This is a genomic window from Microbaculum marinisediminis (assembly GCF_025397915.1).
In the GTDB taxonomy this organism is placed as follows: domain Bacteria; phylum Pseudomonadota; class Alphaproteobacteria; order Rhizobiales; family Tepidamorphaceae; genus Microbaculum; species Microbaculum marinisediminis.
On sequence record NZ_JALIDZ010000004.1, the window covers coordinates 400,857 to 418,163 of the forward strand.

The 17,307-nt window shown below is 66.8% G+C and carries 13 protein-coding genes; 10 read left to right on the forward strand and 3 right to left on the reverse strand.

Annotation, left to right across the window (positions count from 1 at the left end; translation table 11 throughout):
* Nucleotides 1–117 precede the first annotated feature (117 nt).
* The 7 genes from MUB46_RS10800 (at nucleotide 118) to MUB46_RS10830 (ending at nucleotide 7,988) form a co-directional block, all read left to right on the forward strand.
* A complete protein-coding gene (locus MUB46_RS10800) occupies nucleotides 118–2,487 on the forward strand; it encodes a bifunctional salicylyl-CoA 5-hydroxylase/oxidoreductase (RefSeq protein WP_261615904.1) in 2,370 nt (789 codons plus the stop codon).
* A gap of 7 nt (nucleotides 2,488–2,494) precedes the next feature.
* Nucleotides 2,495–3,259 carry an SDR family NAD(P)-dependent oxidoreductase gene (locus MUB46_RS10805; protein ID WP_261615905.1) on the forward strand — a complete coding sequence of 255 codons (765 nt, stop codon included), beginning with the start codon at nucleotides 2,495–2,497 and terminating at the stop codon, nucleotides 3,257–3,259.
* Nucleotides 3,260–3,267: 8 nt separating this feature from the next.
* Complete coding sequence (locus MUB46_RS10810; RefSeq protein WP_261616061.1) at nucleotides 3,268–3,768, forward strand: MarR family winged helix-turn-helix transcriptional regulator; 501 nt, start codon at nucleotides 3,268–3,270, stop codon at nucleotides 3,766–3,768.
* On the forward strand, nucleotides 3,765–4,601 hold the full coding sequence (locus MUB46_RS10815) for an enoyl-CoA hydratase family protein (RefSeq protein ID WP_261615906.1): 837 nt from the start codon (nucleotides 3,765–3,767) through the stop codon (nucleotides 4,599–4,601). Before MUB46_RS10810 ends, MUB46_RS10815 begins: the two co-directional genes overlap by 4 nt.
* 3 nt (nucleotides 4,602–4,604) lie before the next feature.
* Nucleotides 4,605–5,792: an acyl-CoA dehydrogenase family protein gene (locus MUB46_RS10820; RefSeq protein ID WP_261615907.1), complete on the forward strand. Its 1,188-nt coding sequence runs from the start codon at nucleotides 4,605–4,607 to the stop codon at nucleotides 5,790–5,792.
* Between the two features lie 66 nt (nucleotides 5,793–5,858).
* On the forward strand, nucleotides 5,859–7,511 hold the full coding sequence (locus tag MUB46_RS10825; RefSeq protein ID WP_261615908.1) for a benzoate-CoA ligase family protein: 1,653 nt from the start codon (nucleotides 5,859–5,861) through the stop codon (nucleotides 7,509–7,511).
* Nucleotides 7,512–7,547: 36 nt separating this feature from the next.
* Nucleotides 7,548–7,988: a RidA family protein gene (locus MUB46_RS10830; RefSeq protein ID WP_261615909.1), complete on the forward strand. Its 441-nt coding sequence runs from the start codon at nucleotides 7,548–7,550 to the stop codon at nucleotides 7,986–7,988.
* Nucleotide 7,989: 1 nt separating this feature from the next.
* On the opposite strand, the gene MUB46_RS10835 is transcribed toward MUB46_RS10830, so the two are convergent.
* A complete protein-coding gene (locus MUB46_RS10835; RefSeq protein ID WP_261615910.1) occupies nucleotides 7,990–9,447 on the reverse strand; it encodes an SLC13 family permease in 1,458 nt (485 codons plus the stop codon).
* Nucleotides 9,448–9,625: 178 nt separating this feature from the next.
* Here MUB46_RS10835 and MUB46_RS10840 point away from each other — a divergent pair, with 178 nt between their 5' ends.
* Nucleotides 9,626–12,121, forward strand: a complete 2,496-nt coding sequence (locus MUB46_RS10840) for a cation:proton antiporter (protein WP_261615911.1) — start codon at nucleotides 9,626–9,628, stop codon at nucleotides 12,119–12,121.
* Between the two features lie 27 nt (nucleotides 12,122–12,148).
* On the opposite strand, the gene MUB46_RS10845 is transcribed toward MUB46_RS10840, so the two are convergent.
* Entirely contained in the window at nucleotides 12,149–13,864 is a 1,716-nt protein-coding gene (locus tag MUB46_RS10845; protein WP_261615912.1) for a thiamine pyrophosphate-dependent enzyme, read from the reverse strand.
* A 144-nt stretch (nucleotides 13,865–14,008) separates the two neighbouring features.
* A complete protein-coding gene (locus MUB46_RS10850) occupies nucleotides 14,009–14,995 on the reverse strand; it encodes an AraC family transcriptional regulator (protein ID WP_261615913.1) in 987 nt (328 codons plus the stop codon).
* A gap of 198 nt (nucleotides 14,996–15,193) precedes the next feature.
* Here MUB46_RS10850 and MUB46_RS10855 point away from each other — a divergent pair, with 198 nt between their 5' ends.
* Together MUB46_RS10855 and MUB46_RS10860 are read left to right on the forward strand one after the other, a co-directional pair.
* Nucleotides 15,194–15,979, forward strand: coding sequence for an SDR family oxidoreductase (locus MUB46_RS10855; protein ID WP_261615914.1), 786 nt, complete (start codon nucleotides 15,194–15,196; stop codon nucleotides 15,977–15,979).
* A 23-nt stretch (nucleotides 15,980–16,002) separates the two neighbouring features.
* Nucleotides 16,003–17,241 (forward strand): styrene monooxygenase/indole monooxygenase family protein, encoded by a 1,239-nt coding sequence (locus MUB46_RS10860; protein WP_261615915.1) that lies wholly within the window; start codon nucleotides 16,003–16,005, stop codon nucleotides 17,239–17,241.
* Nucleotides 17,242–17,307: the final 66 nt, after the last annotated feature.

Consider the following 17,307-nt stretch of genomic DNA (forward strand, 5'->3'; position numbering starts at 1 on the left):
ATCCTGAGGCGGAGGGCAATCGCAACAGGATACTTGCACCTTAAATATTTCAAGCTTAAAGTTATTGCCTATCGAGCCGCGGACACGTGCGCCGCGAACCAAACAGGGAGGGCCGTCATGAAGGTGGCGATTGTCGGTGGTGGACCAGCTGGTCTCTATTTCGCGATCCTGTTGAAGAAGTCCCGACCCGACTCCGACATAGCCGTCTACGAGCGCAACAAGCCGGACGACACCTTCGGATTCGGCGTGGTGTTCTCCGACGAGACGCTCGATACGTTCGAGAGCTGGGACAAGGAAAGCTACGAGCGCATCACCGAGGAATTCGCCTACTGGGACGATATCGAGATCAACTACAAGGGCGAGAAGCACCGCATCGGCGGCAACGGCTTCTGCGGCTGCTCGCGTGTGGCGCTGCTCAAGATCCTCTACGAGCGTGCCCGTGATCTCGGCATTCCGCTGCATTTCGAGCACGAGGTGGAGCCGACCACCGATTTCTCCGATCACGATCTCGTGCTGCTGGCGGACGGCGTGAACAGCCGTTTCCGCGAGCACTTCGTCGACCACTTCAAGCCGCATGTCGACCTGAGGCCGAACAAGTTCGCCTGGATGGGATCGACCAAGCCGCTCGACGCCTTCACCTTCGCCTTCGAGGAGACCGAGTGGGGCATCTTCATCGCCCATGCCTACCAGTACGAGGAAGGCCGCTCGACCTGGATCTTCGAGACCGACGACGAGACCTGGGAAAAGGCCGGGCTGGCCGAGTTCGACGAGCAGCAGTCGGCCGATTTCTGCGCCAAGATCTTCGCCAAGCATCTCGATGGCTATCCGGTTCTGACCAACCGGTCGATGTGGCGCAACTTCCCGATGATCCGCAACGAGCGCTGGGTGAAGGACAACATGGTCCTGCTCGGCGACGCCAAGTCGACGGCGCATTACTCGATCGGCTCGGGCACCAAGCTCGCCATGGAAGACGCCATCGCCCTGTTCGAGGCGGTCGAGGCGACGCCGGACATCCCCGCGGCGCTGAAGCTGTTCGAATCCGGCCGCCGCGAGGGTGTTGAGAAGATCCAGCATGCCGCCGACGTGTCGCTCGTCTGGTTCGAGCATGTCGCCCGGTTCTGGGACTACGATCCGGTGCAGTTCAGCTTCGGCCTGATGACGCGCTCGAAGGCGATCACCTATGACAACCTGCGCATGCGCGCGCCGGAATTCGTCGACGCCGCCGACCGGATGTTCGCCGAGAAGGTCCGGCTGAAGGGCTTCGACGTCGACATCGACGATCCGGCGACGCCGGCGTTCCAGCCGTTCAAGCTGCGCGACATGGAGCTGAAGAACCGCCTCGTCATGTCGCCGATGTGCATGTACTCGGCCACCGACGGCGTGCCCGACGACTTTCACCTGGTTCACTACGGCACCCGCGCCATGGGCGGCGCCGGCCTGATCTTCACCGAGATGACCTGCGTCGCGCCGGACGCGCGCATCACGCCCGGCTGCACCGGGCTGTGGAACGACGACCAGGAAGCGGCCTGGAAGCGTATCGTCGAATTCGTTCGCGGCCACTCCAACGCCAAGTTCTGCCTGCAGCTCGGCCATGCCGGGCGCAAGGGCGCGACCAAGCTGATGTGGGAAGGCATGGACCGGCCGCTCGACGAGGACGCCTGGCCGGTCGTGTCGGCGTCGCCGATCGCCTACTATCCCGAGAGCCAGGTCCCGCAGGAGCTCACGCGCGCCGACATGGACCGGATCCGGGATCAGTTCGTCGCCGCGGTCGAGCGGGCGGAACGGCTCGGCTTCGACATGATCGAGCTGCACTGTGCCCACGGCTATCTCCTGGCGAGCTTCCTGTCGCCGCTGACCAATACCCGCACCGACGAGTTCGGCGGGTCGGTCGAGAACCGGCTGCGCTTCCCGCTGGAGGTGTTCTCGGCGATGCGCGCGGCGTGGCCCAAGCACAAGCCGATGTCGGTGCGCGTTTCCGCCACCGACTGGGCCGAGGGCGGCCTGTCGGACGAGGATTCGGTGGCGATCGCCGAGGCCTTCGGCCAGGCCGGCGTCGATCTCGTCGACGTGTCGACGGGGCAGACGGTCAACTGGTCGTCTCCGATCTACGGGCGCATGTTCCAGACGCCGTATTCCGACCAGATCCGCAACGAGGCCCAGGTGTCGACCATGTGCGTCGGCAACATCACCTCGGCCGATCAGGCCAACACGATCCTGGTCGCCGGTCGCGCCGATCTCGTCGCCATCGGCCGTCCGCACCTGGTCGATCCGTTCTTCGCCGCGAACGCGGCGGCGTGGTACGGCGAGCCCTATCTGCAGACGGTGCCGCAGTACGAACCCGGCTTCGACCAGCTCGCCCGCAACAGCGCGCGCGACCGGATGGATCTGGAAGAGCTGCGGATCAAGGCCCGCCCGAAGACCCGGGCGCCCTCCGTCGAGGAGAAGCGGGTTCAGCAGAAGCCGTCGTTCATCCAGGCGGCGGAATGAGCCGGCCATGAAGGGACTGAGCGGACGGCATGCCCTGGTCACCGGCGGTGGACGCGGTATCGGGGCGGCGGTCGCCTCGGCGCTGACGGCCGCCGGCGCGCGGGTCACCGTCACCGGCCGCAAGGACGCTCCGCTCAAGGAGCTAGTCGAGGCCGGCGGCGCGGCGGGCTATGCGATCGCGGACGTGACCGACCCGCTGGCGCTCGGGGAGGCCGTTAAGGAGGCCGTCGCCGAGCGCGGCCCGGTCGAGGTTCTCGTCGCCAATGCGGGCGCGGCCGAAACGGCCCTGTTCAGCCGGGCCGACCCGGCCGTCTTCCAGCGCATGTTCGACGTCAACACGATGGGTGTCGTCCATTCGGTGCAGTCCGTGCTGGGTCCGATGACCGAGGCCGGTTTCGGTCGCATCGTCGCCGTCGCGTCCACCGCCGGGCTGAAGGGCTACCGCTACACGTCGGCCTACTGCGCGGCGAAGCACGCGGTGATCGGGCTGGTGCGGTCGCTGGCGCTGGAGACGGCGCGCAGCGGCATCACCGTGAACGCGGTCTGCCCGGGCTTCACCGATACCGACATGGTCGCGGAGTCGGTCTCACGGATCGTCGCCAAGACAGGCATGACCGCCGAGCAGGCCGAGGCGGAACTCGTCCGCGACAATCCGCAGGGGCGTCTCGTGACGCCCGAGGAAGTCGCCGACGCCGTGCTGTGGTTGTGCGGGGCCGATGCCGCATCCATAACCGGTCAGGCGATCGCGGTCGCCGGCGGGGAGGTGATGTGATGAACGACATACCGCTCGATGCGGAAACCATGGCGCTGGAGGCGCCGGGCGACCACAAGTCCGACATCCGGCTGTGGCTGCGCCTACTGACCTGCACGACGCTGATCGAGGGCGAGATCCGCCGGCGGCTGCGCGAGCAGTTCGACGTGACGCTGCCGCGTTTCGACCTGATGGCGCAGCTCGACAAGGCGCCGGAAGGCATGACGCTCGGCGAGGTTTCCAAGCGCATGATGGTCTCCAATGGCAACGTCACCCACGTGGTGGAGAAGCTGGTCGCTTCCGGTCACATCGACCGGCGGCCGGCGACGCATGACCGGCGCGTGCAGATCATCTCGCTGACGCCGACCGGAGCGGCCGAGTTCCGGGCGATGGCAAAGATTCACGAAGACTGGGTCGCCGACATGTTCGCCGACCTCGACGAACAGGAGGAAGCCGCACTCATGGCGCTGCTGGGCAAGACGAAAATATCGGTGAGGACGGCTCTCGAAGCCCGGGAGGAGCGCTCGTGACCTGGCAGACCGCCAACGTTCCGGTGCCGCTTTCCAAGTACGAGGCGAAGCACTTCAAGCTCGAGATCGACGGCAAGGTCGCGACCATCACGCTGAACCGGCCCGAGCGCAAGAACCCGCTCACCTTCGATTCCTATTCCGAACTGGGTCACTTCTTCCGCGCGGCCGCGGACGACGAGGACATCAAGGCCTTCGTCGTCACCGGTGCGGGCGGCAATTTCTCGTCGGGCGGCGACGTGTTCGAGATCATCGGCCCGCTCGTCGAAATGGATACCGCAGGGCTGATGCGCTTCACCCGGATGACCGGTGAACTGGTCAAGGCGATGCGGGCCTGCCCGCAGCCGATCATCGCCGCGGTCGACGGCATCTGCGCCGGCGCCGGCGCGATCGTGGCCATGTCCTCCGACATCCGCTACGGCACGCCGGAATCCAAGGTCCTGTTCCTGTTCAACAAGGTCGGCCTTGCCGGCTGCGACATGGGCGCCTGTGCGATCCTGCCGCGAATTATCGGTCAGGGGCGTGCCTCCGAGCTGCTCTTCACCGGCCGGCCGCTACGCGGCGAGGAGGCCGAGCGCTGGGGCTTCTACAACCGGCTTGTCCCGGGCGACGCGGTGCTGGCCGAGGCGCAGGCCTTCGCCAGAGATCTGGCCGACGGGCCGACCTTCGGCAACGCCATGACCAAGCGCATGCTGCAGATGGAATGGGCCATGTCCGTCGAGGAGGCCGTCGAGGCCGAGGCGGTCGCCCAGGCGCTGTGCATGACGACGGAAGACTTCGCCCGGGCCTATCGCGCATTCGCGGCCAAGGAAACGCCGAAGTTCGAGGGGAACTAGGGGATGGCCGACAAAACCTTCCTCGACTGGCCGTTCTTCGAAGAGAAGCACCGCCGCTTCGCCGCCGAGATCGGCGCCTGGGCGGAGGCGACGCTGGCGCCCCTGATCGATCATCATGACGTCGACGCCTCGTGCCGCAAAATCGTCGCGGCGCTTGGCGAGGGTGGCTTCCTCGACGCGGCGGCGCCGACCGAGGAAGGCGACCGGCACGACGTGCGCACGCTGTGCATCGCGCGCGAGACCCTCGGCTATCAGTCCGGCCTCGCCGACTTCGCCTTCGCGATGCAGGGGCTCGGCTCCGGGCCGGTGGTCGTTGCCGGCAGCGCCGAGCAGAAGGCTAAGTGGCTGCCGGGCGTCGCGGCGGGCACCGCGATCCCCGCCTTCGCCCTTTCGGAGCCCGACGCAGGGTCCGACGTGGCCGCGATGTCGACGACGGCGACGCCCGACGGCAACGATCACGTCCGTCTCGACGGCTGCAAGACCTGGATTTCCAACGGCGGCATCGCCGACTGGTACGTGGTTTTCGCCCGTTCCGGCGAGGCACCCGGCGCCAGGGGACTGTCGGCCTATATCGTCGAGGCCGGCACCCCGGGCTTCGAGATCGCGGAACGCATCGACGTGATCGCGCCGCATCCGCTGGCGACGCTGTCCTTCGAGGGCTGCCGCGTGCCGGTCGCCAACCGCATCGGCAATGGTGGCGATGGCTTCAAGGTCGCGATGTCGACGCTCGATATCTTCCGCTCTACCGTTGGGGCGGCGGCGTTGGGATTTGCCCGCCGGGCCCTTGATGAGGGCGTGAACCGGGCGCGCGAGCGCTCGATGTTCGGTGCGCCGCTCGCGGACCTGCAGCTCACCCAGGCCGGCCTCGCCGACATGGCGACGGGCGTCGATGCCGCCGCGCTGCTGATCTACCGGTCCGCGTGGACCAAGGACAACGGCGCGCCGCGCGTCACCCGCGAGGCCTCGATGGCGAAGATGTTCGCCACCGAGACGGCGCAACAGGTGATCGACCGGGCCGTGCAGATCTTCGGCGGGCTTGGCGTCAAGAGCGGCGTCAAGGTCGAGGAGCTCTACCGCGAGATCCGGGCATTGCGGATCTACGAGGGCGCCACCGAGGTACAGAAGATCGTCATCGCGCGCGAACTGCTCAAGGCCGCCGAGGTCAAGGCCGACGGCGCGGCGGCGCGGTGAAGACAGAACAATAGGCAAAACCGCGGGTCGGGATAAACCGGCCCCGTATTGGCCGGAGGAGAAAGCATGCTGAGAAGCGGACACGTGGATTCGTTCGCGCGGGACAATCTGCCCCCGCAGGAACAGTGGCCGGAATTCAAGTTCACCCTGCCGGAGCTGCAGTATCCGGAACGGCTCAACTGCGCTGTCGAACTGCTCGACAAGTGGGTGGACGAGGGCAAGGGTGACCGGACCTGCCTGATCTCGCCGACCGAGACACTGACCTATGCCGAGCTGCAGGCGCGGGTGAACCGCATCGCCAACGTGCTGACCAGGCGGCTCGGCATGGTGCCCGGCGGGCGGGTGCTTCTGCGGTCGGCCAACACCCCGATGATGGTCGCCGCCTATTTTGCGGTGCTGAAGGCCGGCGGCGTCGTCGTCGCCACCATGCCGCTTCTGCGGGCCAAGGAACTCGCCTATCCGATCCAGAAGGCGAAGATCGATCTCGCGCTCTGCGACGTCCGTCTCGCCGAGGAGATGGAGAAGGCCAAGACGCAGGCGCCGGAACTGCAACGCATCGTCTACTGGGGCGGCGGCGACGACACGCTCGAGGCGATGATGGCCGACGAGCCGGACACGTTCGAGGCCTGCGACACGGCGAGCGACGACGTCTGCCTGATCGGCTTCACCTCGGGCACCACCGGCGTGCCGAAGGGCACGATGCATTTCCATCGCGACATGATGGCGATCTGCGACGCCTACGCGATGAATGTGCTCAGGCCCATCGAGAGCGACCGCTTCATCGGCTCGCCGCCGCTGGCCTTCACCTTCGGCCTCGGCGGCCTGGTGCTGTTCCCGATGCGGGTCGGGGCCTCTACGGTGCTGCTCGAAGCGGCCCCGCCGGACAAGCTGCTGGCAGCGATCCGGGAGTTCAAGGCGACCGTGTCGTTCACCGCGCCGACCGCCTACCGCGCCATGGTCGACATGCTGCAGCCCGGCGACGTCGACAGCCTGCGCAAATGCGTGTCGGCCGGCGAGGCGTTGCCGAAGGCAACCTGGGATGCCTGGCACGAGGCGACCGGGATGACGCTTCTCGACGGCATCGGCGCGACCGAGCTTCTGCACATCTTCATCGGCTCGCCGGAAGAAGAGGTGCGGCCCGGCGCGACCGGCAAGCCGGTGCCGGGCTACGAGGCCAAGGTCATCGGCGACGACGGCAACACGCTGCCGGCGGGCCAGATCGGGCGTCTCGCGGTGCGCGGTCCCACGGGCTGCCGCTATATCGCCGACGAGCGCCAGACCGACTACGTCGTCGACGGCTGGAACGTCACCGGCGACACCTACCTGATGGATGAGGACGGCTACTTCTGGTACCAGGCGCGCTCCGACGACATGATCGTATCGTCGGGCTATAACATCGCCGGACCGGAAGTGGAAGGCGCGCTGCTGACCCACCCGGCCGTCGCCTTCTGCGGCGTCGTCGGGTCGCCCGACCGCGAGCGCGGCCAGATCGTCAAGGCCTACATCCAGCTCAAGGACGGCTATACCGGTTCCCCCGAACTCGCAGTCGAACTTCAGACACATGTGAAGAACGAGGTCGCGCCGTACAAGTATCCGCGCGCGATCGCCTTCGTCGACGCCTTGCCGCGCACCGAGACCGGCAAGTTGAAACGCGTCACCCTGCGCGAGATCGCCAGGGCGGAGGCCGCCGAGAGCGTATCGCAATCCAAGGCCGGTTGAGGCCAAGTGCACGATGATATCAAGGAGGTATCCCCTGTGTCTGTGACGAGCCTGCCCGCGGCAGCGGATGAGAACGATCGGCCGGAAACCCTGCTGCCCGCCGGTTGGCCGCGGCCAAAGGGCTATTCCAACGGCATGAAGGCGACCGGTACGGTCGTCGTCACCGGCGGCGTCGTCGGCTGGGACGCGAACGAGCAGTTCCCCGACACCTTCGGCGCGCAGATTCGCCAGACCCTGTCGAACATCCGGGAAATCCTGGCGGCCGGCGGTGCGCATCCGCGCCATCTCGTCCGGCTCACCTGGTATGTCACAGACCTCGACGCCTACCGCGCCAATCTCAAGGAGGTCGGTCGCGCCTATCGCGACGAGATCGGGCCGTATTTCCCGGCGATGGCGGTGGTGCAGGTCGTCGGCCTCGTCGAGCCGAAGGCGATGATCGAGATCGAGGCCACCGCGGTCGTCCCGACGGACGCCTGATTCAGAGCCGGAAGACCAGCGGTGCGAGCGTCAGGGCGATGATGGCGACAATCAGAATCGCCACGACGTCGAGCACCGCCCCTACCCTCAGCATCTGACGCGCATCGAGCGCGCCCGACCCGAACACGATGGCGTTCGGCGGCGTGGCGACCGGCAACATGAACCCGAGCGAGGCGGCGAGCGCCACGGGCAGTGCGAGCGTCAGCGCGCTCTCGCCCATGCCGATCGCCGCTGCCCCGGCCACCGGCAGGAAGACCGCCGCCATCGCGGTGTTGCTGGCCAGTTCGCCGAGGTAGACGATCACGGTCATCACGATCAGGATCATCAGCCAGCCGGGCAGCGCCTCCAGGTCGGCGACGTGCGCGCCGATCCAGTCCGACAGGCCGGAGGTCCCGATGGCGGCGGCAAGTGCCAGGCCGCCGCCGAACAGAATCAGCACGTCCCAGCGAAGGTCCTTCAGATCGGACCAGTCGAGCAGGCGGCCACCGGTCTCCGGCCGCGCCGGGATGAAGAACAGCGCCAGTGCGCCGATGATGGCAATGCCGGTGTCGCCGAGCGGCAGGCCGGGAAACAGATGCTCGATCAGCGGCCGGGTCAGCCAGGCCAGCGCGACCAGGACCATGATCGCCGCGACCAGTTTTTCCTCCCGCATCATCGGCCCCGGCGCGGGGAGCTCGTGGGCCGGCCCCGCGTGGACGGCGCGCCAGGGCACGTCGAAGGCGATCTTCGTCAGCAGCACCCAGGTGACCGGCAACAGGACGATCACGGCCGGAACGCCGACCAGCATCCAGTCGGCGAAACCGATTTCGATGCCCTGCAGGTCCTGCATATAGCCGGCGAGTAGGGCATTCGGCGGCGTGCCGATCAGGGTCCCCATGCCGCCGATCGTCGCCGAATAGGCGATGCCCAGCATCAGGGCGGCCGAGAATCCCCGGGCCACGGCCGGATCGTCGCCGTGCTCGCTCATGGTGGCCGCGATCGACTGGCCGATCGGCAGCATCACCATCGCGGTCGCGGTATTGCTGATCCACATCGACAGGAACGCCGTCGTCGCCATGATCCCGGCGATGATCGCCGCGGGACCCGACCCGACGTAGTGCAGGACCCACCAGGCAAGCCGCCTGTGCAGCTGCCAGCGCGCCATGGCGCGGGCGATGATGAACCCGCCCAGGAACAGGAAAATCAGCGGGTGGGCGTAGGACGATGCCGCCTTTTCGATCGTCGCGATGCCGGCAAGCGGGAAAAGCGCCAGCGGCACCATCGCGGTGGCGGCCAGCGGCAACGCCTCGCTCATCCACCAGAGGGCCATCAGGATCGCGATCGCCGCGGTATGCCAGGCAACGGGATCGAGACCCTCCGGCGCGCCCCACAGGCTCATGGCCAGCGCGATGGCCGGGCCGGCGAAGAGGCCGGCAAGGCGCGATCGCGGTGCAGCGCCGGTCGTCGAATCAACAGACATTCAATTCTCCCGGCATTTCTCCCGGCGACAGACTAAGGGACCGGATTGCGACGATGCCAGCCGTATGACCCCGTATATCATCGTCCTGTGAAACCCCGACCGGGCGATATGCCCGGGTACTTGAGCAGGGGCGCGGTGGCGCGGTACGAATCGTGTTCCATTTTCACAGGCCGGCTAAATGCTGACTCTCGCCGACACGATCCTCATCATCGCCGGCCTTCTGGTGGTGGTCAGCCTGCTGCAACCGCTGGCGCGGCGCTTCGGCCTGCCGAACGCGGTGGTGCTCGCGTTCGTCGGTGTGCTGATCGGTTTTGCCGCCACGACCCTGGTCCAGTTCGGGCGCACGCCTGGGCTCGACACCATGGCGGAGATGGTGCTCGGTGTCCCGATCACCTCGGCGGGCTTCATCCATATCTTCCTGCCCGTGCTGCTGTTCCAGGCGGCCCTCGACGTCGATGTCCGACGGATGATGGACGACGCGGCACCGATCTTCGCGCTCGCCGTGCTCGCCGTCGTCGTGTCGACCGGGGTGATCGGCGTATCGCTGTGGTGGGCCTCGGACGTCTCGATCGTCGCCTGCCTGCTGGTCGGTGCGATCGTGGCGACCACCGATCCGGCCGCCGTGGTGGCGATCTTCCGCGAACTCGGCGCGCCGAGCCGGCTGACGCGGCTGGTGGAAGGCGAGAGCCTGCTCAACGACGCGACGGCCATCGTGCTCTACACCGTGCTGCTGGCCATGCTGCTGACGGGCGCCGAACCGAGCCTGACGGACGCGACGCGGATGTTCCTCGTATCGCTGCTCGGCGGCGCCGCGGCGGGCTTCGTGGGGGCCCGGCTGGCCACGGCGGTGCTGCCCTACATGCGCGGGTCGCAGGCCGCCGAGCTGACCTTGTCGCTCGGAGTTCCCTATCTGCTCTTCATCGTCTGCGAGCGGTACCTGGAGGTATCCGGCGTCGTCGCGGTGGTCGTCGCCGGGCTTGTCGTCGGCGCCGTCGCGCGCAACCGGATGGCGCCGGCCTCCTGGGCGTTCCTGTCGCGGGTCTGGGAGCAGCTCGCTTTCCTCGCGGGGTCGCTGGTCTTCATCCTCGCCGCGATCGTGGTGCCGCATCTGCTGGTCGGATTCGACCTGGTCGACGTGATGCTGGTCGCCGTCGTCGTCGTCGCCGCCCTCGCAGCCCGGGCGATCGTGCTGTTCGCCGTCATGCCGGCGATGGCAGTGGTGCGGCTCGGCGAACATATCAGCGGACCGTACAAGTTCGTAATCCTGTGGGGCGGCCTGCGCGGCGCGGTGACGCTGGCGCTGGCGATGTCGATCACGGAGAACAGCCTGATCTCGCCCGAGATCCAACGTTTCGTGGCGATCGTCGCGACCGGCTTCGTCCTGTTCAGCCTGCTGGTCGGCGGCACGACCCTGAGACCGCTGATCCGGCTGATGCGGATCGACCGGCTGTCGCCGATCGATCAGGCGATGCGGGCGCAAATCCTCTCGCTGTCGCTCGATTCGGTGCGCGAAACCGTCGAAGAGACGGCGAAACGCTACAAGATCGATCCGAAGCCCGCTCGCGACGCGTTGCGGCCCTACCGTCGGCATGTCGAGGATCTGGCCGGCACGGGAATCGCGCTTGAGACGATTCCCGACCGCGACCGGATCACCATCGGTCTGATCGCCCTCGTCAATCGCGAACGGGAGGTGATCGCCGAGCATGGCGCCGGCAGGGCGATTTCCCTGGCGATCATGGAGCGGCTGCTGGCCAACACCGAACGCATGGCGGACGCGACCCGGTCCGACGGTCGGCTCGGCTACACCCATTCCGCGCAGGCCCGCCTCGGATTCGGCCGGCGGTTTCGCTTCGCTCACCTGCTACACCGCAGGTTCATGATCGAAGGGCCGCTGGAACACTGCATCGCCGACCGCTTCGAGGTGCTGATGGTGACGCGGATCGTGCTCGAGGAGCTCGATCGTTTCGCGCGGAGCAAGCTGAAGCGGGTGCTCGGCGTGCGCGTGGCCGACCTGTTGAGCGAAATCCTGGCACAGCGGATGGAGGCTGCCGTCTCGGCGCTCGATGCGCTCAGGCTGCAATATCCCGAATACGCGCAGACCATCGAACAGCGTTTTCTCGGTCAGCTCGCGGTCAGGCTCGAATCGGCCGAATACAACGCCCTGCGCGAAGAGGCGCTGATCGGACCTGAACTCTATGGCGACCTGAAACGTGAGTTGCAGGCGGTTCATGCCGCCCTGGAGCGGCGGCCGCGGCTCGATCTCGGGCTCGATACCGCGACCCTCGTCAACAAGTTTCCGATGTTTTCGGCGCTTGAAGAGAAGGAACGCCGCGAAATCCGGCTGCTGCTGCGGCCGCGGCTGGCGGTTCCGGGCGAGCGGCTCATCTCCAAGGGCGAGCGCGGCACGTCGGCCTATTTCATTTCCTCCGGGGCCGTCGAGGTCGCCGCGCCGCAAGGCAAGATCCGGCTCGGGCGAGGCGATTTCTTCGGCGAGATGGCGCTGATCATGAACCAGCCCCGCCAAGCCGACGTCGTGGCACTCGGCTATTGCCAGTTGCTGGTTCTCGAGGAGAGCGCGTTCCGCCGGTTGCTCGACACCAATCCGGCGATCAAGGCGCATATGGACACGGTCGCGCACGCACGCCAGCGCATGAACGTGGCGAACGGCGCGTGACGAACGGAGCGTGACCGGGCGTGATCCCTACTTCACCGTGTTGTTGACCGCGAGCGCCCAGACGTCGTTCAAGCGCCCGTCGAGGACCGCCTTCACGCCATACATCGCCGTGGAGACGGCCTGTCCCACCTCGACGGTGGGCGGCATCACCAGCTCCATGCGGTTGACGACGACGTCGAGCAGGGCCGGGCCGTCTTGGCTCAGCCACTCGGTCATTGCCGGCTCCAGGTCGTCCGCGTTCTCGACGCGCCGGCCGTAGAAGCCGCAGGCCTTGGCGAGAGCGGAGAAATCCGGGTTGTGCAGGTCGGTGAAGGCGTCGAGCATGCCCTCGACCTTCATCTCCATCTCGACAAAGCCGAGAGAGCCGTTGTTGAAGACCACCAGCTTCACCGGCAGTTTCTCCTGGACGAGCGTCAGGAGGTCGCCCATCAGCATGGTCATGCCGCCGTCGCCGCACATGGCCACGACCTGGCGGCCGGGATGCGATTTCTGACAGCCGATCGCCATCGGATAGGAGTTCGCCATGGTGCCGTGCAGCAGGCTCGTCAGGAAACGGCGTTTTCCGTTGGCGTGCAGGTAGCGCAGCATCCACACGAAGGTGGTGCCGCCTTCGGAGGTGAAGATCGCGTCGTCGTCGGCGAGCTCGTTCAGCTTGGTGGCGACATATTGCGGGTGGATGAGACCGGGCGAGCGCTCTCTGGCCTGCTCCTCGAGTGTCTTCTGGCTCTTCTCGTGTTCCTTCAGGCTCGCCGCGAGGAAGGCGTCGTCGGAGCGCTCGTCGAGAAGTGGCAGCAGCGCCGCTATGGTGGCGTTCACGTCGCCAACGAGGCCGAGCGTCACGGGCGTCCGCCGGCCGATATGGGCGGGATCGATGTCGATCTGCACGATCTTGGCGCGTCTCGGATAGAACTGGGGCCAGGCGAAATCGGTGCCCAGGCACAGAAGCAGGTCGCAATGCTCGACGGCCTCGAAACCGGATTTCGTGCCGATCAGCCCTGTCATCGAGACGTTGTAGGGATTGTCGTGCTCGAGGAATTCCTTGGCGCGCGAGGTGTGGGCGACCGGCGCCTTCAGCTTGGCCGCCAGCGCCACGACCGCGTCGTGGGCGTGCCGGCACCCGATGCCGCCATAGATCGTAATCTTGTTCGCCGTGTTGACGAGATCAGCAAGCTGCGCCAGCTCGTCGTCGTTCGGGCGGATGACGGGGCTGGGCCGGGACACCGTCCAGTGGGTCTCGTCCTTGGTCCGCTCCTTGGTCATGTCGCCGTTGACGATGATGACCGCGACGCCGCGCTTGGTCAGTGCGGCCTGGGCGGCCTGCACCGTGATCCGGCGGGCCTGGTCGGGGTGGGAGATGTATTCGCAGAACACCGAATACTGCTCGTAGATCTTCTTCTGGTCGACGTCCTGCGGGAAGGCCAGACCGGACTGGATGCGGTCGATCTGCGAGGCGATCATCACCACCGGCGCCCCGTTGCGGTGGCTTTCGAACAGGCCGTTGACGAAATGCAGGCTGCCCGGCCCGGCGGAACCGGCGCAGACCGCGAGTTCGTCGGTCATGAAGGCGTCGGCACCGGCGGCGAAGCCCGCGACCTCCTCATGGCGGACGTGGATCCATTCCATGCCCTTGCGACGGATCGCGTCGGTGACGAAATTGAGCGTGTCGCCGACGATGCCGTAGCAGCGCTTGGCGCCGGCTTCCATCAGGGCTTCGACGATGACATCGGCTACGAGCTTGGACATGGCGCCGGGTCTCCTTGCTGGCTCGGGGCGGGTTCGGGGCCTTCGCGTATCGGTCGTGGTCGGTGGCCACTATGCCGCAGCCGCAGCATCATTTTATTAACGTAGCGTCGGTTTCGCGTCTGGACCGCGCGAACAGGGCCGGGCTCAGGAACTCCGGGCGGTCCGACGCGGAGACTCGCCAAAGCGCTGGCGGTAGTATTGCGCGAACCGGCCGAGATGGGCAAAGCCCCATCGCGCGGCGACGGCCGAAACGCTCGCCTCGTCCTCGGCAAGCCGGAGGGCGAGGCGGCAGCGATCGAGCCGCTCGTCGCGAAGGACCTGTATCGGCGTCATGCCGAGGAACTGCTTGAAGCCGTATTGCAGGGTGCGGCCGGCGACGCCGCTGGCGCGCGCGATCTCGGCGCTGGTCAGCGGCCTGTCGGCATTGGCCCGGATATACTCGAGCGCCGTCTTCACGTAGCGCGGCAACGGCCCCGATCCGCAGGCCTCGGCGAAATGCGAGTGGGAGTTCGCCTGGACCTCGACCAGTTCGCGCAGCAGCTCGGCGCCGTAGAAATCGACGCGGTCCTTCGCGTCGACGTCCGAGCCGCTTTTCTCGACGCAGCGCATGAAGGCGACGACGTGGCGCAGCCATGCGGCGGCTTCGGGGCGCGTCAGCGCCATCGCCGCGTCGAAGGTCAGGGGCGTGTCGATGCCGCGGCCGAAATAGTCGGCCGCGACGGACTCCAGGACCGAGCGGGCGACCTGGACCTGCAGCTTCCGGCAGCCGGCCCACCAGCGCATCGCGGTATAGCGGTTCGGGTTGAGGATCGACGCTTGGCGGGAATCGGCGATGAACGCCCGGCGGCCGGTCTGGATCGAAGCCGCGCCGGCCAGCGGGATCTGGATCAGGTAGAAGGTGTCGAGCTCGCCGGGCTCGATCTCCACGTCTGCGCCGTAGCCGATGTAGCTGAGCGACAGAAGGCCGGTGTCCACGTGGTTCTGAACCGTGCGGAAGCGGCCGCGCTCGCCGGTGATCTTCAGCCGATGCGGACAGAACACGCGCGCGACCTGCTCGCGGGCCTCGTCGAGATCCGCGGTTCGGAACAGATTGTAGCGGGCCAGCGGCTCGGGCACTGCCTGTAGGGCCACGTACGTCCTCCCGACGACGCGGTGTTGCCGGTGGTTTCCTTCGAGGGCGGCGGCTCTATTGCGGACCGGGCCGGCGGTCAATGGCCGGCCGATCGGTTTGTTGCGTTTTCTGGATAGTCGCCGCGCCTGCCGGCTTTCCTTCGTCGCCTTTCCAATGATTGTTTTATTTCAAGCATAAAGTAACGGGAAGGACAACGCATGCCGGATTTCAACGGTAAGGTGGCGATCGTCACCGGCGGCGCGACGCTGATCGGCGAGGCCGTGGCAAAGGCGTTCGCCGACAAGGGCGCCAAGGTCGTGATCGCAGATATCAACGAAGAGGGCGGCAAGGCGGTCGCCGATCGCGTCGGCGCCAATGCCGGCTTCCACAAGACCGATCTGCGCCAGGACGCCGACATCCGGGACCTGGTCGACACCACCGCCAAGACGCACGGTCGCATCGACTTTCTGGTCAACGTCGCCTGCACCTATCTGGACAACGGCGCCGATTCGACCCGGGCCGAGTGGCTCGAGGCCTTCGACACCAACGTCGTCGGCTCGGTGATGCTGATGCAGGCGGCGCGCCCGCACCTGGCCAAGACCAGGGGGGCGATCGTCAACTTCGGCTCGATCTCCTCGCGCGTGGCCCAGACCGGGCGCTGGCTCTATCCGGTCTCCAAGGCGGCGATTCTGCAGCTCACCCGCAACCAGGCGATGGATCTCGCCCCGGACGGCATTCGCGTCAATGCGGTGTCGCCGGGCTGGACCTGGAGCGCGCTCATGGTCGAGCTCACCAAGAACAACCGGGAGAAGACGGACTCGGTGGCCGCGCCCTTCCATCTCGCCGGCCGTGTCGGCGACGCGGAGGAGGTGGCGAACGCGGTCGTGTTCCTGTGCTCCGACGAGGCGTCCTTCATCAACGGCACGGATATCCGCGTCGACGGCGGCTACACGGCGATGGGGCCGGAGCGGGCCGATGCGGCGATTCCGCTGCTGATGGACTGAGACAAGAACCAGGAGGAAAAAAGATGGCAAAACGCAGTGTGACCATCGTCGGTGGCGGCCAGTCCGGCCTGCAGCTGGCGCTCGGACTTCTGAAGGACGGCGGCTACGACGTGCGTGTGGTGCAGAACCGCACCGCCGAGGAGATCGCCACAGGCCGGGTGACGTCGAGCCAGTGCATGTTCGACCAGGCGCTGCAGAACGAGCGCGACATCGGCATCAATTTCTGGGAAGGCGAATGCCCGACGGTCGATTCGATCAACTTCACCGTGCCGGCGCCGGATGCGCCGGGCGTCAAGGCGATCGACTGGAACGGCAAGCTCGACCGCTACGCCCAGAGCGTCGACCAGCGGGTGAAGTTCCCCGGCTGGATGAAGGCGTTCGAGGAGCGTGGCGGCACGCTGGACATCCACGACGCGACCGTCCAGGACCTCGAGCGCTATGCGAACGAGAGCGACCTGGTTGTGGTCGCCGCCGGCAAGGGCGAGATCGCCGGAATGTTCCAGCGCGATGACGAAAAGTCTGTGTTCGACAAGCCGCAGCGCGCGCTGGCGCTGACCTATGTCACCGGCATGGTGCCGCGCTCGCCGCACTCGGGGGTGTGCTTCAACCTGATCCCGACCGTCGGCGAGTATTTCGTGTTCCCGGCGCTGACGACGACGGGGCCGTGCGAGATCATGGTGTTCGAGGGCATTCCCGGCGGACCGATGGACTGCTGGGGCGAGGTCAAGACACCCGAGCAACATCTCGAGAAATCGAAATGGATTCTCGACACCTTCCTGCCGTGGGAGGCGGAGCGCTGCCGCGATATCGCGCTGACCGACGACAACGGCGTGCTCGCCGGCCGCTTCCCGCCGACCGTGCGCCATCCCAACGGCCGGCTGCCGTCGGGCAAGGCGGTGCTCGGCATGGGCGACGTCGTGGTCCTCAACGACCCGGTTACCGGCCAGGGCTCCAACAATGCGTCGAAGTGCGCGAGGGTCTACATGGATTCGATCCTGGCGCGCGGCGGCGAGGCGTTCGACGAGGCCTGGATGCAGGGGACCTTCGATGCCTACTGGAACTACGCCCAGTATGTCGCCGGCTGGACCAATGCGCTCCTGCGGCCGCCGCCGCCGCACGTGCTGAACATCATGGGCGCGGCGCAGCAGTTCCCGGTGCTCGCCAAGCGGATCGCCAATGGCTTCGATGATCCGACGGACTTCTTCCCCTGGTTCGCCGTTCCGGAGGAAGCCGACGCCTATCTGAAGCAGCTGGCGGCCTAGCAGCCCACGTTGCCGATCCGGGAAACGGGTCCCCTCGCGCCGTTGCTGTCCCACGGGACGGCGCGG